A 24,707-nucleotide genomic window follows, 5' to 3' on the forward strand; every position below is an offset into this window, starting at 1 on the left:
CCCCCGGCTCATGCCTCCGACAGCCGAGGCGCGCGGCGGCGTGAAGGCATGTTCGGCGCGTTTCGGTCCCGGGCCCCGCCCGCACCCCGCGGAACGGTCACAGGGGCTGCGCGGGTGCCCCATAAGCGCTGTAATGGCGGACGTGGTCAGTGAGGGCGCAGCGGGTCGCGGAACGAGGACGCTGCGTGCCGAAGTCGCCCTCGCGGCGCTCAGGGACGGTCCGGACACGCCCGATCGGCTGCGCCGGGTGCTGGAACAGGCGCTCGTCTTCGCCGGGGCGACGCTCGCCGCCGTGTACACGCCGGGCGGGGAAGCGGACGTGCTGTGCCTCGTCGAGTCGGCCGGGGTGCCGAGGACGGTGTACGGGCTGCGCGACAGCTATCCGAGCGCCGGCCGCTCCCCGCTGGCCGACGCGCAGCGCGCCGGGCGGCCGATGTGGCTCGGCCCCGAGGACCTCGCGGCCTGCGCGGAGTCCCGGCGCACGCCCTCCCGGGACTTCTTCCTGGCCCTGCTGCCCGCCCAGGGGGACGGCGGCCGGGCCTGTCTGGTCGCCGTGAGCGAGGGCGCCCACGGCTTCGACGACGACGAGCGCAAGTGCCTGGAACTGATTGCCGACGCGGTCGTCGCCCCCGCCCCGGCCCCGCGGGCGGAGGGCGAGGAGCCTGCCTCCGACGCCTTCAGCCTCGCCATGGACACCGGCCGCGTCGAGGTCGGGGACGACATCCTGGAGCTGTTCGGCCTCACCCGGGCCGGGTTCGACGGCAAGGTCGAGACCCTGCTGGGCCTGACCGTCCCCGAGGACCTGCCGGCGCTGATGTCCGTGGTCGAGGCCGACCACATGTCCATCGGCGACCGTGAGCTGGAGTTCCGTGTCCTTCAGCCGTCCGGCCCACCGAAGTGGCTCCGGCTGCGCGGACGCCTGCTGCCCGGCGGCGAGGGCCACCCGGCGCGGCTCGTGGGCAGCGTCGCCGACGCCTCCACGCTGCGCTCCGACGTCACCGACGTGGCCCGTGTCCAGCGCCTGGCCGCCGCCCTGGCCACCGCGGGCACCGTCCGGGACGTCAGCCAGGCCGTCGTCTCGGCCCTGCGGCAGCCGCTGCAGGCCGACCGGATCGCGCTCGCCGAGCTGGAGAACGAGCGGCTCGTGGTCACCGTCCTCGACCCGCCCGAGCCGGAGGCCTGGCCCGAGCTGTGGCGCCTGGAGTGGCGCAGCGAGTGGCCCGACGCGCCGGTGCGCGCGATGCCCACCCTGGCCGCCGCCCTGCGGGAGGGGCGCGCGGCGATCTGGCCCGCCGGTACGCCCCTGGAACCGGCCCTCGCCGAGGTGGGCCCCGGCGGCCTCGCCGTGCTGCCGCTGCCCGCCGCGGGCCGCATGGCGGGCGCCTGTCTGATCGGCTGGGACGCCCCGCACGACTTCCACCCCGACGAACGCGCCCTGCTGACCGCCTCCGCAGGCCTCGCCGGGCAGGCCCTGATGCGCGCCCACGCGTTCGACGCGGAGCACGAGCTCGTCGGAATGCTCCAGCGCCAGCTGCTGCCCCGCCGACTGCCGAAGCTGCCCGGCGCGGTCGCCGTCGCCCGCTATCTGCCGAGCTCGGCCGGGCTGGAGCTGGGCGGCGACTGGTACGACGTGATCCCGCTGCCAGACAACCACGTCGCCCTGGTCATCGGTGATGTGCAGGGCCACAGCGCCGGCGCCGCCACCCTCATGGGCCAGATGCGCACGGCACTGCGTGCCTACGCCGTCGAGGGACACCCGCCGGACGTGGTGGTCTCGCACGCCAACCGTCTCCTGCTGGACATGGAGAGCGACCTCTTCGCCACCTGCTGCTACGTCGACATCGATCTGGAGGAGGGCTCCGCCTGGTACGTACGGGCCGGGCACCTGCCGCCGGTGCTGCGTCACCCGGACGGCGTCACGGACATCCCCGAGACCGACGGCGGTCCGCCGCTCGGCGTGTCGATGCAGGCCGACTTCCCGATGAGCTCCCTCCGGTTCCAGCCCGGCACGGTCCTCGCGCTGACCACGGACGGCCTGGTCGAGTCCGCCGACGCCGACATCGACGAGGGCATGGACCGCTTCGCCGACGAACTGGCCGGCTCCGACCCCGCCCACCTCGGGCTCGTCGCCGACGCCCTGCTCGGCAACGCCCGCCGCAGCGACGACGTCGCCCTGCTGCTCATGCGCTACGACGGCATGGCCGCACGTCCGCTGCGCGAGAGCTGGACGGTGTGGCGGGTCCCCGAGGCGGTCCGGCACGCCCGCCGCTTCACCCGGCGCACCCTGCGCACCTGGGGCGTGCCGGCCGACGATATGGACGCCGTCCTGCTCGTCGTCTCCGAACTCGTCACCAACGCCCTCGTGCACACCGACGGCCGTGTCCGCCTCGACCTCACCCTCATCAACAACCGGATGCGCGTCTCCGTCGCCGACTCCTCGCCCCGCACCCCCGTCAAGCCGACCAACCTGGGATGGGAGGCCACCGGCGGCCGCGGCATCCTCCTCGTCGAGGCCATGTCGGTGGCGTGGGGCACGCTGCCCGTCAGCGGCGGCAAGCAGGTGTGGTGCGAGATCGCGCTGGATGCATGAGGGACGGTGGGTCACGAACTGCGGTCCTGTTACAGGTGAGTTCGGCGGTGAAGCGCGCTCTCCCCGTGGCGGCGCCGGGCGCGCGTTTACCCGGGACACATACGGGGACCCGGTGCACAGCACGTGAAAGAAGGAAGATGAAGCGCCGTGACCTCGCAGAGCAGTGTGAAAACCGTCGCCCGCCTGCCCGAGACGGGCTGGTCGAGGGCCCGTCGCCTGCGGGGCGAGTGCGCCCTGCGGACCTGTCTCCCGGCCGTCGAGGACGAGCGGGTCCCTCTTACGACTGAATCGGGTCCCGAGCGGAACATCGTCCGAGGTGAGGACTGACCAGCCACGGGGCCGCCGCCCCACCGGTCGTGAGGACATCCCCCGAGGACAACGAGGACAACGCAGAACGCGTGAAACCCGCCGTTCACCAGATGACGGGCTAAGGTTGCGCAGATGAAGGCTCTCGTGCTGTCAGGTGGCGCAGGTACACGGTTGAGGCCGATCACGCACACCTCGGCCAAGCAACTCGTACCCGTGGCCAACAAGCCCGTTCTTTTCTACGGCCTGGAATCCATCGCCGCGGCCGGCATCACCGAAGTCGGTGTGATCGTGGGCGACACCGCCGCCGAGATCGAGGAGGCGGTGGGCGACGGATCGGCGTTCGGCCTGAAGGTCACCTACATCCCCCAGGAACGGCCCCTCGGCCTCGCCCACGCCGTGCTCATCGCACGGGACTGGCTCGGCGACGACGACTTCGTGATGTACCTGGGCGACAACTTCATCGTCGGCGGCATCTCCGGCCTCGTCGACGAGTTCCGCAGAAACCGGCCCGACGCCCAGATCCTGCTGACCCGGGTGCAGGACCCCCGCTCCTTCGGTGTCGCCGAACTCGACGAGGGCGGGCAGGTCGTCTCCCTGGAGGAGAAACCGGAACATCCCAAGAGCGACCTCGCCCTGGTCGGCGTGTATCTGTTCACGCCCGTGATCCACGAGGCGGTGCGGGCCATCAGGCCTTCCTGGCGCGGCGAGTTGGAGATCACCCACGCCATCCAGCAGCTGATCGACATCGGTGCCGACGTCCGCTCCACAGTCATCAAGGGCTACTGGAAGGACACCGGGAACGTCGTCGACATGCTGGAGGTGAACCGGACCGTCCTGGAGACGCTGGAGGCACGCCTCGACGGCGAGGTCGACGAGGCCTCCGAGGCCATCGGACGGGTGGTGGTGGAGCAGGGCGCGCGCATCATGAACTCGCGCATCGTCGGCCCCGCCGTCATCGGCGCCGGAACCGTGGTCAGCGACTCCTACGTCGGCCCCTTCACCTCCATCGCGGAGAACTGCCGGATCACCGACAGTGAGCTGGAGTTCTCCATCGTGCTGCGGGACTCCTCGATCCTCGGGGTGGGCAGGATCGAGTCCTCACTGATCGGCAGGCACGTAGAAGTCACCCCGGCGCCGAGTGTGCCCAGTGCCCACCGCCTCGTTCTCGGAGACCACAGCAAGGTGCAGATCCATTCATGAATCTCCTCGTCACCGGCGCCGCCGGGTTCATCGGCTCGCGTTACGTCCGGATGCTCCTCGACTCCCGCGCACCGGACGCCCCGCACATCACCGTGCTGGACAAGCTGACCTACGCCGGCACCCTGGACAACCTCGAACTCGGCCATCCCCGGCTGGAGTTCGTACAGGGCGACATCTGCGACGCCGAACTGGTCGACAAGCTGACCTCCGAGGCGGACCAGGTCGTGCACTTCGCCGCGGAGTCCCATGTCGACCGCTCCATCATGGGCGCCGCCGACTTCGTCCGCACCAATGTCGTGGGCACCCAGACGCTGCTGGACTCGGCGCTGCGCAACGGCGTCGGCGCGTTCGTGCACGTCTCCACCGACGAGGTCTACGGCTCCATCGACGAGGGATCGTGGCCGGAGGAACACCCGCTGGCGCCCAACTCCCCGTACTCCGCCTCCAAGGCCTCCTCCGACCTGCTCGCCCTGGCCTACCATCGCACCCACGGCCTGGACGTCCGCGTCACCCGATGCTCGAACAACTACGGCCCGCACCAGTTCCCGGAGAAGGTCGTCCCGCTGTTCATCACCAACCTCCTGGACGGGAGGAAGGTCCCGCTGTACGGCAAGGGCCTCAACGTCCGTGACTGGCTGCACGTCGAGGACCACTGCCAGGGAGTCGACCTCGTGCGCACCAAGGGGCGTCCCGGCGAGGTGTACAACATCGGCGGCGGCACCGAGCTGAGCAACAAGGAGCTCACCGGCCTGCTCCTCGACGCCTGCGGAGCGGACTGGGACATGGTGGAGTACGTCGAGGACCGCAAGGGTCACGACCTGCGCTACTCCGTCGACTGGAGCAAGGCCCGCACCGAGCTCGGCTACCGCCCGCGCCACGAGTTGCGGTCGGGCCTCGCCGACACCGTCGCCTGGTACCGGGACAACCGTGACTGGTGGGAGCCGCTCAAGCGGCGCGTCGGCGGGGAGCACGTATGAGGTGGCTGGTCACCGGCGCGGGCGGGATGCTCGGCCGCGACGTGGTCGAGGAACTGCGCGGGCGCGGCGAGCAGGTGGCCGCCCTGGACCACGCCGCCCTCGACATCACCAGCCCGGAGAGTGCCGCGCGCGCGTTCGCCGAGCACCGCCCCGACGTGGTGGTCAACTGCGCCGCGTACACCGCCGTCGACGACGCCGAGCAGGACGAGGCGCGGGCGCTGAGGATCAACGGCGAGGGCCCGCGGCTGCTCGCCCGCGCCTGCCGCGAACACGGCGCGCGTCTCGTCCATGTCTCCACCGACTACGTCTTCGACGGCGAGGCCCGCAGCACGCCGTACCCGGAGGACCATCCCACGGCCCCGCGCACCGCGTACGGCCGTACCAAACTCGCCGGCGAGCAAGCGGTGCTGGAGGAACTGCCCGCCGCGAGCGCCGTCGTGCGCACGGCCTGGCTCTACGGTGTCCACGGCCGTAGTTTCGTCCGTACGATGCTCGAGCTCGAGGCACGCCGGGACACCCTCGACGTCGTCGACGACCAGCGCGGACAGCCGACGTGGAGCGTCGACGTCGCGGAACGGATCGCGGATCTCGGCGCGCTGCTCTGCCGCGAGGGCGCCCCGCACGGTATCTTCCACGCCACCAGTTCGGGCGAGGCCACCTGGTGCGAACTGGCCCGCGAGGTGTTCCGGCTCGTCGGCGCCGACCCGGACCGGGTCCGCCCCACCAGCAGCGCGGCCTTCCCCCGGCCCGCGCCGCGTCCCGCCTACAGCGCCCTCGGGCACGACCGGTGGGGGGAGACCGGACTGGCTCCGCCACGGGACTGGCGGCAAGCCCTGCACGAAGCACTGCCACACATCCGCAAGGAGAATGCCCAGTGAAACGCCATGAGTTCCTGCGGGGGCTCCACAAGGCCAGCGCGAACCGCAACTACCTGGAGATCGGCGTCAACGACGGCCGCAGCCTGACCTTGTCCCGGGTGCCCAGTATCGCGATCGACCCCGCGTTCAAGGTGGTCACGGAGATCCGCTGCGACGTCCATCTGGCGAAGGCCACCAGTGACGACTTCTTCGCCCGCAGCAATCCGCTGGGCCATCTCAAGGGCGGCCGCCACCCCCTGCGCAATCTGCGCCGGGGCCGCAGCCCGCTCGGCCACTGGCGCCGCACCACCCTCGACCTGTCGTTCATCGACGGCATGCACCTGTTCGAGTACGCGCTGCGCGACTTCATCAACATCGAGAAGCACTCGGACTGGGCCAGCGTGATCGTCTTCGACGACATGCTGCCGCGGAACGTGGACGAGGCGGCCCGTGACCGGCACACCGGTGCCTGGACCGGCGACGTCTACAAGCTGATCGAGATCCTGCACCGCTACCGGCCGGACCTGGAGACGATCCTGGTCGACACCCACCCCACCGGCCAACTGGTGGTCTTCGGCGCGGACCCGACCAACACGGTCCTCAAGGACAAGTACGACGAGATCATCGCGGAGTACGAGGTCCCCGATCCGCAGAAGGTGCCGGAGACGGTTCTGGAGCGGGCGTCGGCGATCCAGCCGGAGACGCTGCTGGGCGCCGGCTTCTGGGCTCCGCTGGTGCGCTCCCGCAACCGCGGGACCAAGCGGTCCCGCGGCTGGGAGCCCCTGCGCCGGAGCCTCAAGCAGCTGAGCGACGTCAGCCGCTGAGGCCGCGCAGCCGCTCGTAGTGGGCGGAGCAGTCCGGGTAGCTGGGAAGCAGCCCGCACCGCTCCGCCTCGGCCAGTGAGGGGGCCTCGGCGTCCTTCGGGGACAGCAGCGGCTCGATGCCCTCGGGCCACGGAAGCGCGAGCTGCGGGTCGAGCGGGTTCACCCCGTGCTCGCGCTTCGGCGCATAGCCGGTCGAGCACAGGTACACCACCGTCGCGTCGTCGGTGAGCGCCATGAAGGCGTGCCCGAGACCCTCCGCGAGGAACACGGCGTGCTGGGTGTCGTCGTCGAGCCGCACGGCCTCCCACTGCCCGAAGGTGGGCGATCCGACGCGCAGATCGACCACCACATCGAGGACGGCACCGCGCACACAGGTGACGTATTTGGCCTGGCCGGGGGGCACATCGGAGAAGTGCACCCCGCGCAGGACGCCCCGGCGCGAGACCGAGCAGTTGGCCTGCGCCAGATCCAGGTCGTAGCCGGTGGCCTCGCGGAACTCCTCCCCGCGGTACCACTCGTGGAAGGTGCCCCGCTCGTCCGGGAAGACCTTGGGCTCCAGCACCCAGGAGCCCTCAATTCCCAGTGATCGCACTCCGTCACGCCCTTCGCGTCTTGAGACCGGTTGCCGTTTTCCAGAGGATCCCGCCGAGCGTGCGCCGCGCCTTGCGCGCGAGCCGGCGCAGCAGCCCCGCCTGGGGACCACGCGTCACCTGCACCCCGCCGGCCCTGCCGCGCAGGACGAACGGCAGCACCAGGAAGCGCGGCTCGTGCGCGCCGGGAACCGCGTTCAGCGCGACCCGCCAGGTCGCTCCCCGCAGGTCACGGGAGGGCAGCTCGGCCTCCAGCAGGGCCCCGGTGCCGTCGGGGGCGGGGGAGAGCGTGGCGGGCACCTCCAGGATCGTCTGCGCGGTGAGCCGCACCATCACCTTGGTGTCGCCGGGGAGGTGCAGCGGCAGCGGTGCGCGCAGCCGGCCGTCGGACACCGTGACGTCTTCCGGGGTCAGGCCGCTCAGACCGAGGCGCTTGCTCGCGCGGTCGACGTCCAGGGCGAGGTTGCCCTGCGGGTGCGTCCAGTACGGCAGCACCACGCGGCCGCCGACGACTCCCGCGGGCGCGGCCGTCCTGCCCGCCCGGGGCACCGGCCCCAGCCGGCACTCCTTGGTCCAGCCGCCCAGCTTGACGCGGACGAACGCGTCCCACAGTCCGCCACCCAGCGGCGCGCCGCCGGCCGCGGTGCCGGCGTCCACGGAGGCGGTCGCGTGCAGCACCAGCCGGACCCGCCCGTCGTCCCCGACCGGCATGGTCTCCCGGGTGAACTCCACGGGCTGGAAGTACTGCGCGGCGCTGGAGCGCTCCCGCAGCATCAGGTCCACCGTGGCCTTGTCGAACTTGGCGACGGTGTCGGCGGCGACCCAGGCGATCGCCGCGTCGACGTCCTTGGGCGCGCCGTTCAGCGGTGTGGAGACACCGTCGGCGGGGAACGTCATGGGCTTCTTGCCGGACACGAACTCGGCGGACAGACCGATCCGCAGCGTGCCGTCCTGCCAGCGCACGTCGAGCGGAGCCGCGGTGGGCCTGATGGCGGCCTCCCACTCGGCGAAGCCCACGAGATCGTCGAACCGGTCGGCGGCGATCAGCGCGCCGACGACCTGCTGGGTCGGCTGGAGTCCGGCCGCGACACCGGGGCCGAACCGCTCCACGACGACATCGCGGATCTCCTCGAACATCTGCCGGCGGTAGCCGTCGTCGGGCAGGGCGAGGAACCGCTTGCCGCGCATCCGCTCGATCATCTCGTTGCGCAGCCAGCGCCGGAAGAGACGGTCGCGCAGCGGCCCCGGCTGGGTGTACCGCTCGACGACGTCGAGGGCCTCGCGCAGGTTCTTGAAGTAGCCGACCGGGTCGAAGCGCTGGAAGCCCGCGTTGCCGGCGTCGTCACGCTTGACGTGGTAGTAGCACACATAGTCGCTGAGCACCGAGATGCCGTCCGCGCGCAGATACGCCTCGGTGACGAAGACGTGGTCCTCCAGACGCCGCCGGCCCTCGGGAAAACGCAGCTCGATCTTGTCGAGGAACTCCCGGCGGAACATCTTGTGCGGGGTGAGGCTGTCGATGAGCGGGGCGTTCTCGACGGTGGCGTGCGGGTGGTTGCGGCGGAAGAGCTCCACGGGCACGGGCCGGCCCCGGCCGGCCATCTTGCCCACGACCACATCGGCACCATTGGCCACGGCGTAGTCGTACATCCGCTCCAGCGCCTCGTCGCCGAGGTAGTCGTCGTTGTCGACGAACATGACGTACTCGCCCTGCGCGGCCTCGATCCCCACGTTGCGGGGCTTGCCCGACCAGCCCGAGTTCTCCTGGTGGATGACCGTCACCCGGGAGTGTTCCGCGGCGAGCGCGTCGAGCCGGGCGGGAGAGCCGTCGGTGGAGCCGTCGTCCACGAAGATCACTTCGTACTCGTCAGGGGGCAGCGACTGCCTCAGCAGCGAGGTGATGCAGTCCTCGATGTAGGTCCCCGGGTTGTACACGGGAACGATGACGCTGACCTTGACCGGCATTGAGCTCCGGGCCCCCTTGGGTGGCTTGCCGTGGTTGATGCGACTGGTGCGGGTGGCCAGATGCTAACCCCGCTGGTTGTGCTGCTTTCCACTCAACCACCGGTAGGGACGGTTCCGCCGCAGCCCCAGCCGTGCGTCCTGGCCAGCAACTCCAGGATTTCAACCCACGTGACGTTCTTACCGAGCGGAACCTGCCACAGGTTCGACCGTACGGGTGAGCCGTGGTGCGGCCGGTGGTCGTCGGCCGGCTCTAGGCTGACGACGTGCGCCTCCTTCTCATGTCGGACACCCACCTCCCCAAGCGCGCCAGAACACTGCCTCCGCAACTGATAGACGAACTCCCGGGCGCCGAGGTTGTGTTCCACGCCGGTGATTGGGTCGACACCGACACCCTCGACCTGTTGGAGAGCCGCAGCCGACGGCTCGTCGCCGTGTACGGCAACAACGACGGGCCGCAGCTGCGCGCCCGCCTTCCCGAGGTGGCGTACGCCGAGTTGGAGGGCCTGCGTTTCGGGGTCGTCCACGAGACGGGTCCCGCGCAGGGCCGGGAGGCGCGCTGCGCCGCCCGTTTCCCCGACCTCGACGTCCTGGTGTTCGGCCACAGCCACATCCCGTGGGACACCACCGCACCCGGCGGACTGCGCCTGCTCAACCCGGGCTCGCCGACCGACCGCCGCCGTCAGCCGTACTGCACGTATCTGACAGCGATCGTGGCCGGCGGCCGCCTCACGGATGTACTCCTGCACCAACTGCCTCAACGGCAGCCAGGATGACGAGAACCGGGCCGCTCCGGCTGTGCGGAAGCGGCCCGGGCGCTGCGTGAGTGCGTTGTCACGGACCTCCTTCCGGTCGGAGGTACAGATGCACGGCAGGCACGCATGCCTGGTCCGTTGTGCGGCGACTACCCCAGCGGGAGGTGTCCCACACCTCCGATTTCGTCGGATTCGCCGGTGGGCCCGGCTCCTCGCCGCCACCGCCCGACCGGCCGCGGCGAAGCCGCCCTGCTCAGGCACGCCGGCACCGCCGTACGACGGCCATGACCAGCGCCACGACGGCGGTGACCGCCGCCACCGCGACAACGGCCCGCTTGGCGACGGGAACCCCCGCCGTGCGGAACAGATCGAGGGGCTCGTTCTCCTCCCAGGCCTCCTCCGCCACGGCACCCTCCGCCGCGGGCGCCACCGGCTGGGTCAGCTTCTCGGACAGGCACGCGGCGAACTGGCCCACCAGCCGGTCGCCCACCTCCCCCAGCACCCCCCGGCCGAACTGCGCCGGACGCCCGGTCACCGTCAGTTCGGTCCGCACCGACACGGCCGTACCGCCGTTCTGCTCGCTGAGCGTGCCGGTGACCGTGGCACGGGCGGTGCCCTGGCCCCGGGTCTCCCGGCCGTTCGCGGTCAGCACCATCCGGTGCGCCGTCTCGTCCTGCTCCTCGAAGACGGCGGTGCCCTTGTAGGCGACCGTGATCGGGCCCAGTTTGACCTTCACCGAACCGGTCACGGTCTTGCCGTCGTAGTCCTCGACGGTCGCCCCGGGCAGACAGGGGGCGATCCGCTCGATGTCCAGGAGCGTCCGCCAGGCGTCGTCGACCGGGACGGGGACGGTGAACTCGTGGTGCAGCTCCATGGCTTCCTCCTCACAGCGGGGTGGACGGATGGATCGCGCCCGCCGTCGCCATCAGCGGGGCGCCGGTGCCGCCCCAGCGCAGCGCGACGATCTCGGCGGCCACGGACACGGCGACCTCCTCGGGCGTACGGGCCCCGAGATCGAGCCCGACCGGCGAGCGCAGCCGGGACAGCTCCCCGTCCGTCAGACCGGCCTCGACCAGCCGCTTCATACGGTCGTCGTGGGTACGGCGGCTGCCCATCGCCCCGATGTAGGCGGCCGGCCGGCGCAGCGCCTCCTCCAGCAGCGGCACATCGAACTTCGGATCGTGGGTGAGGACGCAGATCACCGTGCGTTGGTCGGTGTCCGTGCCGTGCAGATAGCGGTGGGGCCAGTCCACGACCACCTCGACGCCCGGCGGGAACCGCTTGGGCGTGGCGAAGACGGGGCGGGCGTCGCAGACGGTGACCCGGTAGCCGAGGAAGTCGCCGATGCGGGCCACGGCGGCCGCGTAGTCGATCGCGCCGAACACCAGCATCCGCGGCGGCGGCGCGAAGGAGTGCAGGAACACGGAGACGGCGTCCTCGCGCCGCTCCCCGCGAGCCCCGTAGTGCCGTACGCCCGTGGCGCCGAGGGCGAGTTCGCCGCGCGCGTCGGCGGTCACCGCCACGTCCAGGCCGGTGGTGCCGAGGGTCCCGGCGACCCGGTCCGGCCAGACGGCGAGGGTGGCCCCGCGCGGCGCGGGCCCGTCGGTCACGGTGGCCACCGTCACCGGACGGCCGGCCGCGACCGACTCCGCGACCTCGCCGAACGACGGATCCCGCTCGGGCGTGACGGGCCGCACCAGGAGGGTGATCTCGCCGCCGCAGGTCAGCCCGACCGCGAACGCGTCCTCGTCGCTGTAGCCGAAGGTCTCCAGACGGGCCTCGCCGCTCGCGACGACCTCCTGGGCCGCCTCGAACACGGCGCCTTCCACACAGCCGCCGGAGACACTGCCGACGACCTCGTCGTCCGGCTTCACCGCCATCGCGGCGCCGGGATCGCGCGGCGCGCTGCGGCTGACCGCGACGACCGTGGCGAGGCCGAACGGTGCCCCGGCCGTGTACCAGCCGGTCAGTACCGGGAGAATCTCACGCACCATCCGCTCCTTTCCCACCGAGTACCCCTGTTTCCACAGGAGCCCCTCGCACCACTGCCGCCAGTCGCTCCAGCGCGGCCAGGCTGTGCCCCTCGACAAAGGCGTCAACGCTCGGCAGAGCCGCCGCCATCCCGGCGGCCAGCGGTGCGTAGCCCGGCCGCGCCTTGCGCGGATTGGCCCAGATCACCCGGTGGGCCAGCCGGTGCAGACGGCGCATCTGGGCCGCGAGCAGCTCCGGGTCGCCGCGCTCCCAGCCGTCGGAGAGCACCACCACGACCGCGCCGCGGGCCATGCCCCGCTGCCCCCACCGGTTCAGGAACTCCCGCAGCAGCTCACCGAGCCGGGTACCCCCGCGCCAGTCCGGCACCGCGCCGGCGACCGCGGCCATCGCCAGGTCCGGGTCGCGGTGCGACAGCTCCCGGGTCACCCGGGTCAGCCGGGTCCCGATCGTGAACACCTCCGTGCGCTGCCCGCGTACGGCCGCGTGCGCGAACCGAAGCAGGGCGTCGGCATACGGCGCCATGGAGCCGCTGACGTCCACCAGCAGCACGACCCGGCGCGGCCGTTCGGCCCGCTCGTGGCGGCGCAGCCTGGCCGGCTCCCCGCCGCGCCGCAGCATTTCGCGCACCGTGCGGTGCGGATCGACGTCACCGCGGCGGGCGGGCCGGCGCCGCGCGGTCCGCCGTGCCTGCCCGGGCAGGGTGAACGCGGCCAGCAGCCGCCGCAGTTGGGCGCGTTCGGCCTCGTCCAGAGCGGCGACGTCCCGGTGGCGCAGGACCTCGGTGGAGCTGGCCAGCGCTGCGGTCGGCGGCACCTGCTGCTCGCCGTCCCGGGGCGTACGGGTCCCGGGCGGTGCGTCCCGTACGACGAGCCGGAGCCCTGGCGGGGGAGTGGTGTGCCGGGGCCGGCCAAAGGACCCGCCGGAGCCGAAGTAGGCCGCGAACACCCGCTCGTAGCGCTCCAGGTCGTCCCGGCTGCCGCACAGCGTGAGACGGCCCGCCCAGTACACGTCCGACCGCATCCCGGGCCGCAGGGTGTCGACCGCGCGAAGGAAGGAGTGCAGACGCTCGGCGCCGGCGTCGACGCCGGCCGCGCGCAGGGCGCGGGCGAAGCCGAGGAAGGCGGCGTCCGCGGCGAGCATGTCTCTCACGCCCCTCGTGCGGCGAGCACCGCCGCCAGATCGAGCCCCCGGGCCCGCTCGGCGTCCTCGCGGTACTTGAGCACCGAACCCAGCGTGGCGACGGCCAGTTCGGCGTCCACCTCGTTCGCGCCCAGCGCGTCGAGCGCCTGCGCCCAGTCGATCGTCTCGGCCACCCCGGGCGGCTTGAGCAGGTCCTGCTCGCGCAGCGCCTGCACCAGCGCGGTCACCTGCTCGGCCAGCCGGGCCGACACGGCGGGCAACCGCCTTCGTACGATGGCGAGTTCACGGGCGAAGCCCGGATGGTCGAACCAGTGGTACAGACAGCGCCGCTTGAGTGCGTCATGCACCTCGCGGGTGCGGTTGGAGGTGAGCACGACGACCGGCGGCACCTCGGCCCGCAGCGTGCCGAGCTCGGGGATCGTGACCGAGAACTCCGACAGCAGCTCCAGCAGGAACGCCTCGAACTCGTCGTCGGCCCGGTCGATCTCGTCGACGAGCAGCACCGACGGCTGCGTCTGAAGCGCCTGCAGCAGCGGCCGGGCGATCAGGAAGCGGCGGTCGTACAGCTCGCTCTCCAGCCGTTCGGCGTCGGTGACCCCGGCCGCCTCGGCGGCCCGCAGATGCAGCAGCTGGCGCGGGAAGTCCCAGTCGTACAGGGCCTGCGAGGCGTCGATGCCCTCGTAGCACTGCAGCCGGACGAGTGGCGCGTCGAGCGCCTCGGCGAGGGCGGAGGCGAGCGCGGTCTTGCCCACGCCCGCGTCGCCCTCGCAGAAGATCGGCCGGTGCAGCCTCAGGGCCAGGAAGCAGGCGATGGCCAGCCCGTCGTCGACGAGGTACCCCGTCTCCTCCAGGCGGGCCCGCACCTGCTCCGGGCTGTCCATCCGGGTGATCGGCGCTCACCCCATTCCGGCGGCGGCCAGGACCGCCCGCTTGGTCAGGACCCGCGCCAGATGGGCCCGGTACTCGGGCGAGGCCGCGGTGTCCCGGGCGGGCCGGGTGCCCTCGGCGGCCGAGTCCGCGGCCCGGGCCACGGCGTCCGGGTCTCCGGCGCCGGACAGAGCATGCTCGGCGGCCGACGCCCGCAGGGGCGTGGCGCCCATGTTGGTCAGCCCGATCCGTGTCTCGGCGATCTGCCCGTTGTCCCGCCGCACCAGCGCGGCCACGCCGACGATCGCATAGGCCTGGGCGACCCGGTGGAACTTCTCGTAGTGGAAGCCCCAGCCGTCCGCCTTCGGGATGCGCACCTCGACCAGCAGCTCGTCGGGTGCCAGCGCGCTCTGCAGGAAGTCGACGAAGAACCCGCGCGCGGGGATGGTGCGCCGGCCGCCCGGGCCCTGCGCGACCAGCTCGCCGTCCAGTGCCAGGACGACGGCGGGCAGGTCCGCGGCCGGGTCGGCGTGCGCGAGCGAGCCGCCGAGGGTGCCCCGGTGCCGTACGGCAGGGTCCGCGACCGTCGCGGTGGCGGCCGCCAGCAGGCCCGCGTGCCGCCGCACCAGCGGATCGGCGATGACGTCGTGGTGCGTGGTCATCGCGCCGATGACCAGGGTGTCGCCGTCCTCCCGGACCCCGCGCAGCTCGGGGATCCGGCCGACGTCCACGACGAGTTCGGGGTATGCCAGCCGCAGCCGCATGAGGGGCAGCAGGCTCTGCCCGCCGGCCAGCACCTTCGCCTCGTCGCCCGCGCCGGCGAGCGTGCGCACCGCCTCGTCGACGCTGCTGGGGCGGGCGTAGTCGAATGCGGGGGGAATCATGCCGACGCCTCCTTCACGGCCTGCCAGACCCGTTCGGGGGTGCAGGGCATACGCATGTCCTTGACGCCCAGGGGGCGCAGGGCGTCCACGACCGCGTTGACCACGGCCGGTGTGGAGGCGATGGTCCCCGTCTCGCCGACCCCCTTGACCCCCAGGGGGTTGGACGTGGCCGGTGTCTCGGTGCGGTCGGTGACGAATTCGGGCAGGTCCGGTGCGGCCGGGACCAGGTAGTCGGCCAGTGTGCCGGTGACCAGGTTGCCCTCCTCGTCGTACACGGCCTCCTCGTACAGGGCCTGGGAGATGCCCTGGGCGATGCCGCCGTGCAGCTGGCCCTCGACGATCGGTGGGTTGACCACCTTGCCGACGTCGTCGACGCACACGTACGACCGGATGTGCACGGCACCCGTCTCGGTGTCGACCTCCACCGCGCACAGGTGGGTGCCGTGCGGGTACGAGAAGGTGTCGGGGTCGAGGACATGCTCGGCGTTGATCGACGGTTCGAGACCGTCGGGCAGGTCGTGCGAGGCGAACGTCTCGAACGCCACCTCCTGGATGGTCTTGCGCGCCTCGGGAGATCCCTTGACGGAGAAGACCCCGTCCGCGAACTCGAGGTCCGCCTCGTTCGCCTCCAGCAGATGCGCGGCGACCCTGCGGGCCTTGGCCACCACCTTGAGTGCCGCCTCGTGGACGGCGACGCCGCCGATGACGAGCGAGCGCGAGCCGTAGGTGTCCATGCCGTGCGTCGCCAGCCTGGTGTCGCCGTGCATCACTTCGACGTCCTCGAACGGGACGCCCAGGGCGTCCGCGGCGATCTGGCACCAGGAGGTCACATGGCCCTGGCCGTGCGGGCTGGTGCCGGTGACGACCTCGACCTTGCCGGTGGGCAGCATCCGGATGTTCGCGGCCTCCCAGCCGCCCGCCGCGTAGCGCATCTCGCCCAGCCAGCGGCTCGGGGCGAGGCCGCACATCTCGGTGTATGTGGAGATCCCGATGCCGAGCCGTACGGTGTCTCCCCGGTGGTTGCGGTCCGCCTGTTCGGCGCGCAGCTTGTCGTAGTCGAAGAGTGCGAGCGCCTTGTCGGTGGCGGCCTCGTAGTTGCCGCTGTCGTAGGTGAGCCCCGCGATCGTGGTGTACGGGAACTCCTCGTGCCGGATCCAGTTGTGGCGCCGCAGCTCCAGGGGGTCCGTGCCGAGTTCGGCCGCCAGATCGTCCATGATCCGTTCGATCGCGAAGGTCGCCTCCGGGCGGCCCGCTCCGCGGTAGGCGTCGATCGGGGTGCGGTTGGTGAAGACGCCGGTGCAGGAGAAGTCGTAGGCCCCCATCTTGTAGATCGCCGGGTACATGGAGGCGCCGAGGATGGGGATCCCCGGGCTGAGCAGCATCAGATAGGCGCCCATGTCGGCCGTCAGTGAGACCCTCAGGCCCAGCAGCGTGCCGTCGCTGCGTGCGGCGACCTCGATGTCCTGGACCTGGCCGCGGCCGTGGTGGGTGGCGACATGGGCCTCGGAGCGGGACTCGGTCCACTTCAGCGGCCGGCCGAGGCGCTTGGCCAGGACGAGGGTGATGACCTCCTCGCCGTACACCTGGAGCTTGGAGCCGAATCCGCCGCCCACGTCGGGGGCGACCACGCGGATCTTGTTCTCCGGGATGCCGGTCGTGACGGCGAGCATGACCCGCAGCACGTGCGGGACCTGGGTGGAGGAGTAGAGAGTGAACTCGCCGGACGCGGCGAGCGGGGTGACCACGACGGCGCGCGGCTCGATCGCGGTGGGGATGAGGCGCTGCTGGTGGTAGCGGCGGGTCAGGACGACGTCGGCCTGCGCCTTGGCGGCCTCGTAGTCTCCGCTGGTCGCCCGGTAGACGTACGACCGGTTGGTGCCCTTGTCGGTGTGGACCAGCGCAGTGCCTTCGGCCAGCGCGGTCTCGATGTCCAGGGCGGCCGGCAGCGGGGTGTAGTCGACCTCGACGGCCTCCAGGGCGTCGGCGGCCGTGTACCGGTCGCGGGCCACCACGACCGCCACCGGATCGCCGGCGTAGCGCACCTCGTCGACGGCGATCGGCGGGTGGTCCGGCACGACGGTGTCCTCGGCGACGGGCCAGGCGCAGGGCAGTGAGCCCATCTCCTCCGCGACGTCCCTTCCGCTGAACGCGGCGATGACTCCGGGGCGTTCCAGCGCCGCCGACACATCGACGCGGTCGATGCGCGCGTGTGCCATGGGGCTGCGCAGGATGGCGAGGTGCAGGAGTCCGTTGACACTGATGTTGTCGGTCCAGTTGGTCTGCCCGGTGAGCAGGCGGGCGTCCTCCTTGCGGGGCCGGGCCCGGCCGACCTCGCGCTCCGTCGTCCCGGTCATGCCGTGACCTCCTGTTCGGAGGCCGCCAGGACGGCCAGCACGATGTTCTGGTAGCCGGTACAGCGGCACAGGTTGCCCTCCAGGCCCTGCCGTACCTCGTCCGGGGTGGGGTGGGGGTGCTCGCGCAGCAGATCGCGCGCCGCCATGATCATTCCCGGGGTGCAGAAGCCGCACTGGAGTGCGTGCTGCTCGTGGAACGCGCGCTGCAGCCCCGTCCACTCGCCGTCATGGGCGAGCCCCTGGACGGTGGTCACCTCGCTCCCGTCCGCCTGGACGGCGAGGACCGTGCAGCTCTTGACCGCGGCTCCGTCCAGCTCGACCGTGCAGGCCCCGCAGTTCGAGGTGTCGCAGCCGACCGGGGTGCCGGTCAGGCCGAGACGGTCGCGCAGGTAGTGGACGAGCAGGAGACGCGGTTCGACGTCGTCCTCGTACGTCGTGCCGTCCACTTTCACCGAGATGTGGGTCATATGCCCTCCTGAGGCCGTGCGGGCGGAGGAGTCGGAAACATCGGATGCGCGTGATGTACGTCACTCTATGACTGCGCCGGTGACGCGGCGAGTGCTGGGACACGGCCGGCTGGGCGTTGATCCATTGCCCGTGCGGGCGGGGCTCTGCTGCACTGCACGGGTCCCGCGGGCACCCGGTGAGGATCTGAAACTTACTCAAGAGTCAGAAGTATTGACGGTGTCATGAAAGCGCCAGACTGTAGTGGACATGCCGAATATCCGGGCGCGTCTGCTCGTTGTTCTGGTTGTCCTCTTCGGATCACCGACGGTGACCGGTACCCCGTCCGCCACCGCCGCCACCGCCGTCCCCGACACCCTCTGGTTCGACGGCACACCCCTCACCGTCTCGAACGGCCGCTTCACCGACGGCCAGGGCCGAACGGTCGTCCTGCGCGGCTACAACGTCTCCGGCGAGACCAAGCTGGAGGAGAACCACGGCCTGCCCTTCGCCTCGGTCGCCGAGGCGAGGAAGTCCGCGACCGCGCTGCGCGCCCTCGGGGGCGGCAACTCGGTCCGGTTCCTGTTGTCCTGGGCCCACGCCGAACCCGTACGCGGCCAGGTCGACACGGCGTACCTGGCCGCGGTCACGGACCAGATGCGGGCCTTCCTCGACGCCGGCATCCGCGTCTACCCCGACTTCCACCAGGACCTCTACTCCCGGTACCTCTTCGACCGGGACAGCTGGTACTCGGGCGACGGCGCCCCCAAGTGGGCCGTGGACGCGGGCGGTTACCCCGACGAGTTCTGCGGGATCTGCCCTTTCTGGGGCCAGAACATCACCCAGAACGGGGCGGTGAAGGCCGCACAGTACGACTTCTGGCACAACGCCCACGGCCTGCAGGACGCCTTCCTCGCCACAGCCCAGCAGGCCATGACGTACATCCGACAGCATCTGAGCGCCGAGGAGTTCGCCAGCATCGTCGGCTTCGACCCCTACAACGAGCCGTACGCGGGCACCTACGAAGCGGGCCGGACCAGTCGGACCTGGGAGCGGGACCTGCTGTGGCCCTTCTATGGGAAGTTCCGCGCGCGCATGGACGCGGCCGGCTGGCAGGACAAGCCCGCCCTCGTGGAGCCGAACCTCTTCTGGAACGCCAACATCGATTCCCAGAAGCAGGTGGGCGGACTGCTGGACGCGGGCACGCTCGGCCCGCGCTATGTCTTCAACACCCACTTCTACGACCAGAAGGCCGTCTCCGGAATCCTGATGTGGGGCAAGGCGGCCGACGGCCAGTACACCACCGACTTCGGGACGATCCGCGACCGGGCCTCGGCCGCATCCACGGCCGCCGTCGTCAGCGAGTTCGGCCACCCGCTGTCGGGAATGGTCTCCGACAAGGCCCCCACCGTACTGAAGGCGATGTACCAGGCCCTCGACTCCCGTCTGCCGGGGGCGAGTTGGTGGTCGAACCCCGCCGGATCCGGTCCGGTCCTCTCCGGCAGCCAGTGGCAGTGGGACCTCTACAACGGACGCCATCACGAGCTGATGAACGACAACCCCGGCAAGGTGCTGACCTCCGGCGACGCATGGAACGAGGAGGACCTTTCGGCCGTACGCCTCGACGATTGGGGTGTGGTGATCCTTCGTCAGGACGCCCGTCTGCTCGACCGCCTCTACCCGAGCGCGACGTCCGGAACGCCCGTCGCCTTCACCTACGAGGACCGCTCCCGCGACGGCTCGACGACCCTGACCTGGAACCCGGTTCCGGGCTCGCTGCCGAACGTGGCACGACTGGTCGGCTCCGGGCAGTACGGGCTGCTGCTGTGGCGCTCGGGCGGCGGCACCGCGCCCACCGAACTGCATCTCCCGGCAAGCTTCCCCACGGCGACGACGACGGTGGTCTCCGACCTGGGCACGGCCCATGGCCCGCCGGCGTACACCGGGACCACGCCGATCGCGGCTGCCCCCGAACCGGGTGGCACGGGAAGCCGCCGCTTGCTGCTCACCGCGGCGGACTCCGGGGTCCTGCACTACGCGCTGGTGACCAACGGGGCGACGGCACCGTCCACGGACCTGCTGAACGACGCGCAGTCCGAGCTGGCGGCATGGACCGCCGCGCACTTCTGAGGTGACTCCGGAACGCTCGTCGGCACCGGACCGCGAGGGAGGGTCGGGTGCCGACGAGGGAGGGTCCTCCGATGCCGATGAGGGAACGTCAGCTCGGCAACGGACCTGTCCAGTTGGTCGGCACATGGCCGAGGCGGACGCGCTGCGGATGGTCGCCGACCGGCACCGACACCGTCTTCCTGCCGGTGGCGAAGTCGATCGCCGTGACCTGGTCGGCGCCGCTCTCGGAGACGACGCAGGCCCTGCCGTCCCCGCTGACCGTGGCCCAGTAGGGCTTGGAGGTCGTGTTGAGCGGGCCTTCCTGCAGGGTGGTCCGGTCGACGACCGTCGCGTAGTCGTCCATGGTGCCGGCGACACACAGCTTGCTGCCGTCGGGGCTCATCGAAATGCCGTGGTGACGCGAGTCGTTGACCCAGGTGGTGCGGTCCGAGCTGGTCGCCGGGTTCTTCGGCAGCGTCCTCACTCGGGTGATCTTGTCACTGGCCACGTCGTACTCGAGAAGGCCGTTGAAGAACGACACCTGGAAGTACAGCGTGGACTCGTCCGGCGAGAAGACGGCGGGCCGCACCGCGTCGGAGAAGTCCTTCAGGCCGATCGCGTCCAGACGTTCGCGCATGTCGATGACCTTGACCTGCTGGTACGTCGTCGCGTCCACGACCGTGATGCGCCGATTGCCCTTCGTCCAGTCCCAGAACGGGTCGTCCAGCGCGGTGTTGACATCGCCGATGGACATGTTCCAGATGTACCTGCCGTCCTTGGTGAAGATGTTCTCGTGCGGCTTGTCGCCCGTGGCGAAGGAACCCAGCTGCTTGCCGGTGGCGATGTCCAGCACGTGCACGGTGGTCGCGGTCGAGGCGGACACCGCGACCCGCTTGCCGTCGGGGGAGACCGCCATGTGGTCGGCACGGTAACCCGACACCGGGAAACGCCAGTTGATGTTCCCGGTGGCGAGGTCGATCGAGACGACATCGGCGAAGCTCGGCCGTGAGACGACCACCGACCTGCCGTCGGGAGTGGAGTACATGTCGTCGACGAACTGGTCGTGGCCCTCGCCGACGCTGTTGCGGATCGCCATGAAGTAGATCCACTTGATCGGATGCAGGTTGATCTCCGCCATCCGCTCGTCCTTGTCGGGGATGACGTCGATCCGGCCGACCTTCGCCAGGTCGCCGGTCGACTTGATCACGTCGGCCGTGCCGTCCCAGTTGTTGCCGATGAACATCACCTCACGCAGCGCGGCGGAGTCCCTGGCGGCGGTGGCGGCGGTCGTGGGGGCGGCGACGGTCAGGACGAGGGCGGCGGCCACGGAGCAAAGGTGCCTGGGTCTGATGGCAGGCATGAGTGCTCTCTCCTCTGGGAAGGGCAGGCGTCATGATCTGGGCATGCCAAAGTGGGGGCTGGGGAATCTGAACACAGGTGCATTCAAAGTGAACTTACTGAAAAGTAAGGAAGGGGTGCCCTTCTCCACAAGACTGCGTACACGACAAAATTGGATCGACGGGCGGACGAGATCGACCGGCCGACGAGACGGGGAGGTGCGGTGACGGGCAGGCTCAAAGCGCCGACCGGCCGCTACGGTGGCAAGACCGCCGAGGAGCGGCAGGCGGAGCGCCGCCGCCGCTTCCTGGACGCCGCACTCCAGCTGTTCGGCGACACTCCCGGCTACCGGTCCACGACCGTCGCCGCGCTCAGTGAGGCGGCCGGACTGTCCACACGTCAGTTCTACGAGGAGTTCCGCACGCTCGAGGACGTCCTGGCCGCCCTGCACCTCCAGGTCAACGCCTGGGCCGAGGAGGCCGTCGTGGCCGCGGTGGCGGGCGCCGGACCCCTCCCGCTCGCCGAACGCGCCGCCGCGATCTTCCGCGCCTACGCCGCGAACGTCACCGGCGATCCGCGCCGCGTCCGCATCACCTTCGTCGAGATCATCGGCGTGAGTCCTCGTCTGGAGGAACAACGCCTGTCGCGCCGCTCCCGCTGGGTCGACCTCGTGTGCGCCGAGGCTGCGGCGGCCGTCGCGCGCGGAGAGGCGGCTCCGCGGGACTACCGGATCGCGGCCACGGCGTTCATCGGCAGCGTCAACGGCCTGCTGCACGACTGGAACGCCGGGTGGGTGGACGCGACGCTGGACGAGGTCGTCGACGAACTGGTCAGGCAGCTGCTGTCGATTCTCCGGCCCCCGGGATGGGGCCCTGCTCCCACCTGATCAGGGCTCCATAGGCTCTAACCGGCCACCCGGTTCACCGCGTCCGCCACCGGAGCCACGCCGTCCTCCGCGCGGATGCGGGTCGCCAGGGACCGGGCCCGCTCGCGGTACGCGGGATCGCGGGTGGCTCTGATCAGCGCCGGGGCCAGCGTGTCGGCGGTCAAACGGCGCAGCGGTACCGCCTTCGGGGCCACGCCCAGGCCGACCAGCCGGGCGGCCCAGAACGCCGCGTCGAACTGGACGGGCACCGGCACCGCCGGAACCCCGGCGCGCAACCCGGCCGCCGTTGTGCCGGCGCCGGAGTGATGGACCACCGCGGCCGTCCGCGGGAACAGCGCGGAGTGCGGGACCTCGTCGATGGTGAGCATGTCGTCGCCATGGGCCTCCAGCCCGCCCCAGCCGCGCTGGATCACCCCGCGCAGTCCCGCCCGGCGCAGGGCGCGCACGATGTCGGCACTCAGCCGCCTCGGGTCCGGCACGGTCGCGCTGCCCAGTCCTACGAACACCGGCGGCGGACCTGCGTCCAGGAACTCCCGTAGCCGGTGGGGGAGTTGGACGTTGACGTCGTACGGCCACCAGTAGCCGGTCACGTCGAGACCCGGGCGCCAGTCGCGGGGCCGGGGCACGACCAGCGGGCTGAAGCCGTGCAGCACCGGCCTGCTCTGCCGCTCCCTGCCCCCCAGCGCCGCGCCGCGGCGGGTGCGGGGCAGCCCCAGCCGTGCCCGTACCGCCGGCACGGCGTCGGCGAAGACCCGCTCGACGGCCAGGCCGGCACCGTGCCCGGCGAGCCGGTTGCCGAGGGCTCCCCAGGAGCGGACACCGAGGACCGGCGGCGCGAACTCCCGGGTGGGAGCCAGCGGTTGGAGGTGGACGCCGAGGCTCGGCAGGGCCAGGCCCTCGGCGACGGCCTGCCCCAGCGGGCCGAGCGAGGCGGAGACCAGCAGGACGTCGCTCGCCCGGGCCGCCGCCACCAGGTCGTCGGTCATGCGCCCCACCAGCGCCCGCGCCATCGCGACCAGCCGCACCAGCTTCCCCACGCCGGTCGCGCTGCTGTGCAGCCCCCGCCCGCGCGAGGACTCCAGCTCCGCCCGCGGGTCGAGCGGCAGCGGATGGAATCCGACGCCCGATCCCGCCACCAGCCGTTCGAAGCAGCCGTGCGTGACCAGGGTGACCTCGTGCCCGGCACGGACCAGGCCGTGCCCCAGACCGGTGTACGGGGCCACATCGCCCCGGGACCCCGCCGTCATGATCGCTACTCGCACGAGGTTCAGTATGTCGTAGCGGTCCTAGCCGAAGGCCGGTACCAGGGCGGCCAGGGCCAGGGTCACGGCGCATGTCAGCAGCCATCCGGCCAGCAGGCGGCGCCGTAGACCGCGGTACGTCTCCTCGTACTCGCCCCGCATCTGCAGCGCGCGCTCCGCCGTGCGCTGCCAGGAGGCGCGGGCGAGTTCGAGGTACTGTTCCTCGAACCGGCCCTCCACCACCTCCCGTTGACAGCTCGTCAGCCAGTCGAGCGGGGCGCTGAACTGCGCGGCGGCCTTGCGTCCCTGCTCGCGGGTCGCCGCGAGGAGCAGGTGGCCTTCGATCTCGTTGAGCATCGCCCGGGTGTCCATGGTGCTCATGACGGGGTCAACTCCCTTTCCGGGGCGGGCGTCGGGATGTGGTGGAGGTCGAACGCCGGGGACTCGCTGCGGATCTTCGGCAGGGCGAGGAAGTTGTGCCGCGGCGGCGGGCAGGTGGTCGCCCACTCCAGGGAACGGCCGTAGCCCCAGGGGTCGTCGACGCCGACCGGCTTGCCGTACTTGGCGGTCTTCCACACGTTGTAGAGGAAGGGGAGGAGGGACATTCCGAGCAGGAAGGAGAGGACGGTCGACACCGTGTTGAGGGGGGTCAGGCCCTCCACCGCCAGATAGTCCGGAATCCTTCGCTGCATTCCGTTCACGCCCAGCCAGTGCTGGACCAGGAACGTGCCGTGGAAACCGATGAACAGCGTCCAGAAGGTGATCTTGCCGAGGCGTTCGTCGAGCAACTTGCCGGTGAACTTCGGCCACCAGAAGTGGAAGCCGGCGAACATCGCGAAGACGACGGTGCCGAAGACGACGTAGTGGAAGTGGGCGACCACGAAATACGAGTCGGAGACCGCGAAGTCCAGCGGCGGTGAGGCCAGCATGACGCCCGTCAGTCCGCCGAAGACGAACGTGACCAGAAAACCCATGGCCCACAGCATCGGCGTCTCGAAGGACAGGCTGCCCCGCCACATCGTGCCGATCCAGTTGAAGAACTTCACGCCGGTCGGCACGGCGATGAGCAGCGTCATGAAGGAGAAGAACGGCAGCAGCACTCCGCCGGTGACGTACATGTGGTGCGCCCACACCGTCACGGACAGACCCGCGATCGCGATGGTCGCCGCGATCAGGCCCATGTAGCCGAACATCGGCTTGCGGGAGAAGACCGGGAGGACCTCGGAGATGATGCCGAAGAACGGCAGCGCGATGATGTACACCTCCGGGTGTCCGAAGAACCAGAAGAGGTGTTGCCACAACAGCGCTCCGCCGTTCGCGGAGTCGAAGACGTGGGCGCCGAACTTGCGGTCCGCCTCGAGGGCGAACAGCGCAGCCGCCAGGACGGG

At 71.1% G+C, this 24,707-nt stretch carries 21 protein-coding genes; 8 read left to right on the forward strand and 13 right to left on the reverse strand.

What is annotated here, in order from left to right; translation table 11 throughout:
* The first annotated feature begins 142 nt into the window (after positions 1-142).
* The 5 genes from F7R91_RS36295 to F7R91_RS36320 all read left to right on the forward strand — a co-directional run bounded on the left by F7R91_RS36295 (position 143) and on the right by F7R91_RS36320 (position 6,757).
* Positions 143-2,590, forward strand: coding sequence for a SpoIIE family protein phosphatase (locus tag F7R91_RS36295; RefSeq protein WP_150957274.1), 2,448 nt, complete (start codon positions 143-145; stop codon positions 2,588-2,590).
* Between the two features lie 441 nt (positions 2,591-3,031).
* Positions 3,032-4,099: a glucose-1-phosphate thymidylyltransferase gene (locus tag F7R91_RS36305; protein WP_150957210.1), complete on the forward strand. Its 1,068-nt coding sequence runs from the start codon at positions 3,032-3,034 to the stop codon at positions 4,097-4,099.
* Positions 4,096-5,076, forward strand: coding sequence for a dTDP-glucose 4,6-dehydratase (gene rfbB / locus F7R91_RS36310; protein ID WP_150957212.1), 981 nt, complete (start codon positions 4,096-4,098; stop codon positions 5,074-5,076). The genes F7R91_RS36305 and rfbB overlap by 4 nt, the downstream gene beginning before the upstream one ends.
* Entirely contained in the window at positions 5,073-5,954 is an 882-nt protein-coding gene (gene rfbD / locus F7R91_RS36315; RefSeq protein ID WP_150957215.1) for a dTDP-4-dehydrorhamnose reductase, read from the forward strand. Before rfbB ends, rfbD begins: the two co-directional genes overlap by 4 nt.
* Positions 5,951-6,757 carry a class I SAM-dependent methyltransferase gene (locus F7R91_RS36320; RefSeq protein WP_150957217.1) on the forward strand — a complete coding sequence of 269 codons (807 nt, stop codon included), beginning with the start codon at positions 5,951-5,953 and terminating at the stop codon, positions 6,755-6,757. Before rfbD ends, F7R91_RS36320 begins: the two co-directional genes overlap by 4 nt.
* Here the strand turns inward: F7R91_RS36320 and rfbC are convergent.
* Together rfbC and F7R91_RS36330 are read right to left on the reverse strand one after the other, a co-directional pair.
* Complete coding sequence (gene rfbC, locus F7R91_RS36325; RefSeq protein WP_150957220.1) at positions 6,747-7,349, reverse strand: dTDP-4-dehydrorhamnose 3,5-epimerase; 603 nt, start codon at positions 7,347-7,349, stop codon at positions 6,747-6,749. The genes F7R91_RS36320 and rfbC overlap by 11 nt on opposite strands.
* A 4-nt stretch (positions 7,350-7,353) precedes the next feature.
* Positions 7,354-9,312, reverse strand: coding sequence for a glycosyltransferase family 2 protein (locus tag F7R91_RS36330; protein ID WP_150957223.1), 1,959 nt, complete (start codon positions 9,310-9,312; stop codon positions 7,354-7,356).
* Between the two features lie 263 nt (positions 9,313-9,575).
* On the opposite strand from F7R91_RS36330, the gene F7R91_RS36335 reads away from it, so the two are divergent.
* Positions 9,576-10,085, forward strand: coding sequence for a metallophosphoesterase family protein (locus F7R91_RS36335; RefSeq protein ID WP_150957226.1), 510 nt, complete (start codon positions 9,576-9,578; stop codon positions 10,083-10,085).
* 232 nt (positions 10,086-10,317) lie between these two features.
* Here F7R91_RS36335 and F7R91_RS36340 read toward each other — a convergent pair whose 3' ends face one another.
* The 7 genes from F7R91_RS36340 to F7R91_RS36370 are packed head-to-tail and all read right to left on the reverse strand — an operon-like array spanning position 10,318 to position 17,768.
* Entirely contained in the window at positions 10,318-10,938 is a 621-nt protein-coding gene (locus tag F7R91_RS36340; protein ID WP_150957230.1) for an SRPBCC family protein, read from the reverse strand.
* A gap of 10 nt (positions 10,939-10,948) precedes the next feature.
* On the reverse strand, positions 10,949-12,055 hold the full coding sequence (locus F7R91_RS36345; RefSeq protein WP_150957233.1) for an XdhC family protein: 1,107 nt from the start codon (positions 12,053-12,055) through the stop codon (positions 10,949-10,951).
* A complete protein-coding gene (locus F7R91_RS36350) occupies positions 12,048-13,196 on the reverse strand; it encodes a vWA domain-containing protein (protein WP_150957236.1) in 1,149 nt (382 codons plus the stop codon). Before F7R91_RS36350 ends, F7R91_RS36345 begins: the two co-directional genes overlap by 8 nt.
* 5 nt (positions 13,197-13,201) lie before the next feature.
* Complete coding sequence (locus tag F7R91_RS36355; protein WP_150957239.1) at positions 13,202-14,077, reverse strand: AAA family ATPase; 876 nt, start codon at positions 14,075-14,077, stop codon at positions 13,202-13,204.
* Between the two features lie 15 nt (positions 14,078-14,092).
* Positions 14,093-14,947, reverse strand: coding sequence for an FAD binding domain-containing protein (locus tag F7R91_RS36360; RefSeq protein WP_150957242.1), 855 nt, complete (start codon positions 14,945-14,947; stop codon positions 14,093-14,095).
* A complete protein-coding gene (locus F7R91_RS36365; protein WP_150957244.1) occupies positions 14,944-17,301 on the reverse strand; it encodes a xanthine dehydrogenase family protein molybdopterin-binding subunit in 2,358 nt (785 codons plus the stop codon). Before F7R91_RS36365 ends, F7R91_RS36360 begins: the two co-directional genes overlap by 4 nt.
* Complete coding sequence (locus tag F7R91_RS36370) at positions 17,298-17,768, reverse strand: (2Fe-2S)-binding protein (protein ID WP_150957248.1); 471 nt, start codon at positions 17,766-17,768, stop codon at positions 17,298-17,300. Before F7R91_RS36370 ends, F7R91_RS36365 begins: the two co-directional genes overlap by 4 nt.
* Before the next feature lie 247 nt (positions 17,769-18,015).
* Here F7R91_RS36370 and F7R91_RS36375 point away from each other — a divergent pair, with 247 nt between their 5' ends.
* Positions 18,016-19,875 carry a cellulase family glycosylhydrolase gene (locus F7R91_RS36375; protein WP_150957251.1) on the forward strand — a complete coding sequence of 620 codons (1,860 nt, stop codon included), beginning with the start codon at positions 18,016-18,018 and terminating at the stop codon, positions 19,873-19,875.
* An 88-nt stretch (positions 19,876-19,963) separates the two neighbouring features.
* Here F7R91_RS36375 and F7R91_RS36380 read toward each other — a convergent pair whose 3' ends face one another.
* The gene (locus F7R91_RS36380) at positions 19,964-21,214 is read right to left on the reverse strand and encodes a YncE family protein (protein WP_150957254.1); all 1,251 of its coding nucleotides are present in this window, start codon (positions 21,212-21,214) and stop codon (positions 19,964-19,966) included.
* Positions 21,215-21,415: 201 nt separating this feature from the next.
* Between F7R91_RS36380 and F7R91_RS36385 the strand changes: the two genes are divergently transcribed.
* Positions 21,416-22,078, forward strand: a complete 663-nt coding sequence (locus F7R91_RS36385; protein ID WP_150957257.1) for a TetR/AcrR family transcriptional regulator — start codon at positions 21,416-21,418, stop codon at positions 22,076-22,078.
* 17 nt (positions 22,079-22,095) lie between these two features.
* On the opposite strand, the gene F7R91_RS36390 is transcribed toward F7R91_RS36385, so the two are convergent.
* The 3 genes from F7R91_RS36390 to F7R91_RS36400 all read right to left on the reverse strand — a co-directional run.
* Positions 22,096-23,325: a glycosyltransferase gene (locus F7R91_RS36390; RefSeq protein WP_150957277.1), complete on the reverse strand. Its 1,230-nt coding sequence runs from the start codon at positions 23,323-23,325 to the stop codon at positions 22,096-22,098.
* A gap of 39 nt (positions 23,326-23,364) precedes the next feature.
* Entirely contained in the window at positions 23,365-23,700 is a 336-nt protein-coding gene (locus F7R91_RS36395) for a hypothetical protein (protein ID WP_150957259.1), read from the reverse strand.
* Positions 23,697-24,707, reverse strand: a 1,011-nt coding sequence (locus F7R91_RS36400) for a cytochrome c oxidase subunit I (protein WP_191971795.1), incomplete at its 5' end; no start/stop codon positions are given. The genes F7R91_RS36395 and F7R91_RS36400, both read right to left, overlap by 4 nt.

Origin of the sequence: Streptomyces luteolifulvus (assembly GCF_008806595.1) — a bacterium.
Taxonomy (GTDB): Bacteria; Actinomycetota; Actinomycetes; order Streptomycetales; family Streptomycetaceae; genus Streptomyces; species Streptomyces luteolifulvus.

Excerpts from the sequence above, each read along its gene's own strand:
- F7R91_RS36305 (WP_150957210.1), top strand. The coding sequence starts at position 3,032 with ATGAAGGCTCTCGTGCTGTCAGGTGGCGCAGGTACACGGTTGAGGCCG.
- rfbB (WP_150957212.1), top strand. The coding sequence starts at position 4,096 with ATGAATCTCCTCGTCACCGGCGCCGCCGGGTTCATCGGCTCGCGTTAC.
- rfbD (WP_150957215.1), top strand. The coding sequence starts at position 5,073 with ATGAGGTGGCTGGTCACCGGCGCGGGCGGGATGCTCGGCCGCGACGTG.
- F7R91_RS36330 (WP_150957223.1), bottom strand. The coding sequence starts at position 9,312 with ATGCCGGTCAAGGTCAGCGTCATCGTTCCCGTGTACAACCCGGGGACC.
- F7R91_RS36340 (WP_150957230.1), bottom strand. The coding sequence starts at position 10,938 with ATGGAGCTGCACCACGAGTTCACCGTCCCCGTCCCGGTCGACGACGCC.
- F7R91_RS36350 (WP_150957236.1), bottom strand. The coding sequence starts at position 13,196 with ATGCTCGCCGCGGACGCCGCCTTCCTCGGCTTCGCCCGCGCCCTGCGC.
- F7R91_RS36355 (WP_150957239.1), bottom strand. The coding sequence starts at position 14,077 with ATGGACAGCCCGGAGCAGGTGCGGGCCCGCCTGGAGGAGACGGGGTAC.
- F7R91_RS36360 (WP_150957242.1), bottom strand. The coding sequence starts at position 14,947 with ATGATTCCCCCCGCATTCGACTACGCCCGCCCCAGCAGCGTCGACGAG.
- F7R91_RS36365 (WP_150957244.1), bottom strand. The coding sequence starts at position 17,301 with ATGACCGGGACGACGGAGCGCGAGGTCGGCCGGGCCCGGCCCCGCAAG.
- F7R91_RS36370 (WP_150957248.1), bottom strand. The coding sequence starts at position 17,768 with ATGACCCACATCTCGGTGAAAGTGGACGGCACGACGTACGAGGACGAC.
- F7R91_RS36375 (WP_150957251.1), top strand. The coding sequence starts at position 18,016 with ATGCCGAATATCCGGGCGCGTCTGCTCGTTGTTCTGGTTGTCCTCTTC.
- F7R91_RS36380 (WP_150957254.1), bottom strand. The coding sequence starts at position 21,214 with ATGCCTGCCATCAGACCCAGGCACCTTTGCTCCGTGGCCGCCGCCCTC.
- F7R91_RS36390 (WP_150957277.1), bottom strand. The coding sequence starts at position 23,325 with ATGACGGCGGGGTCCCGGGGCGATGTGGCCCCGTACACCGGTCTGGGG.
- F7R91_RS36395 (WP_150957259.1), bottom strand. The coding sequence starts at position 23,700 with ATGAGCACCATGGACACCCGGGCGATGCTCAACGAGATCGAAGGCCAC.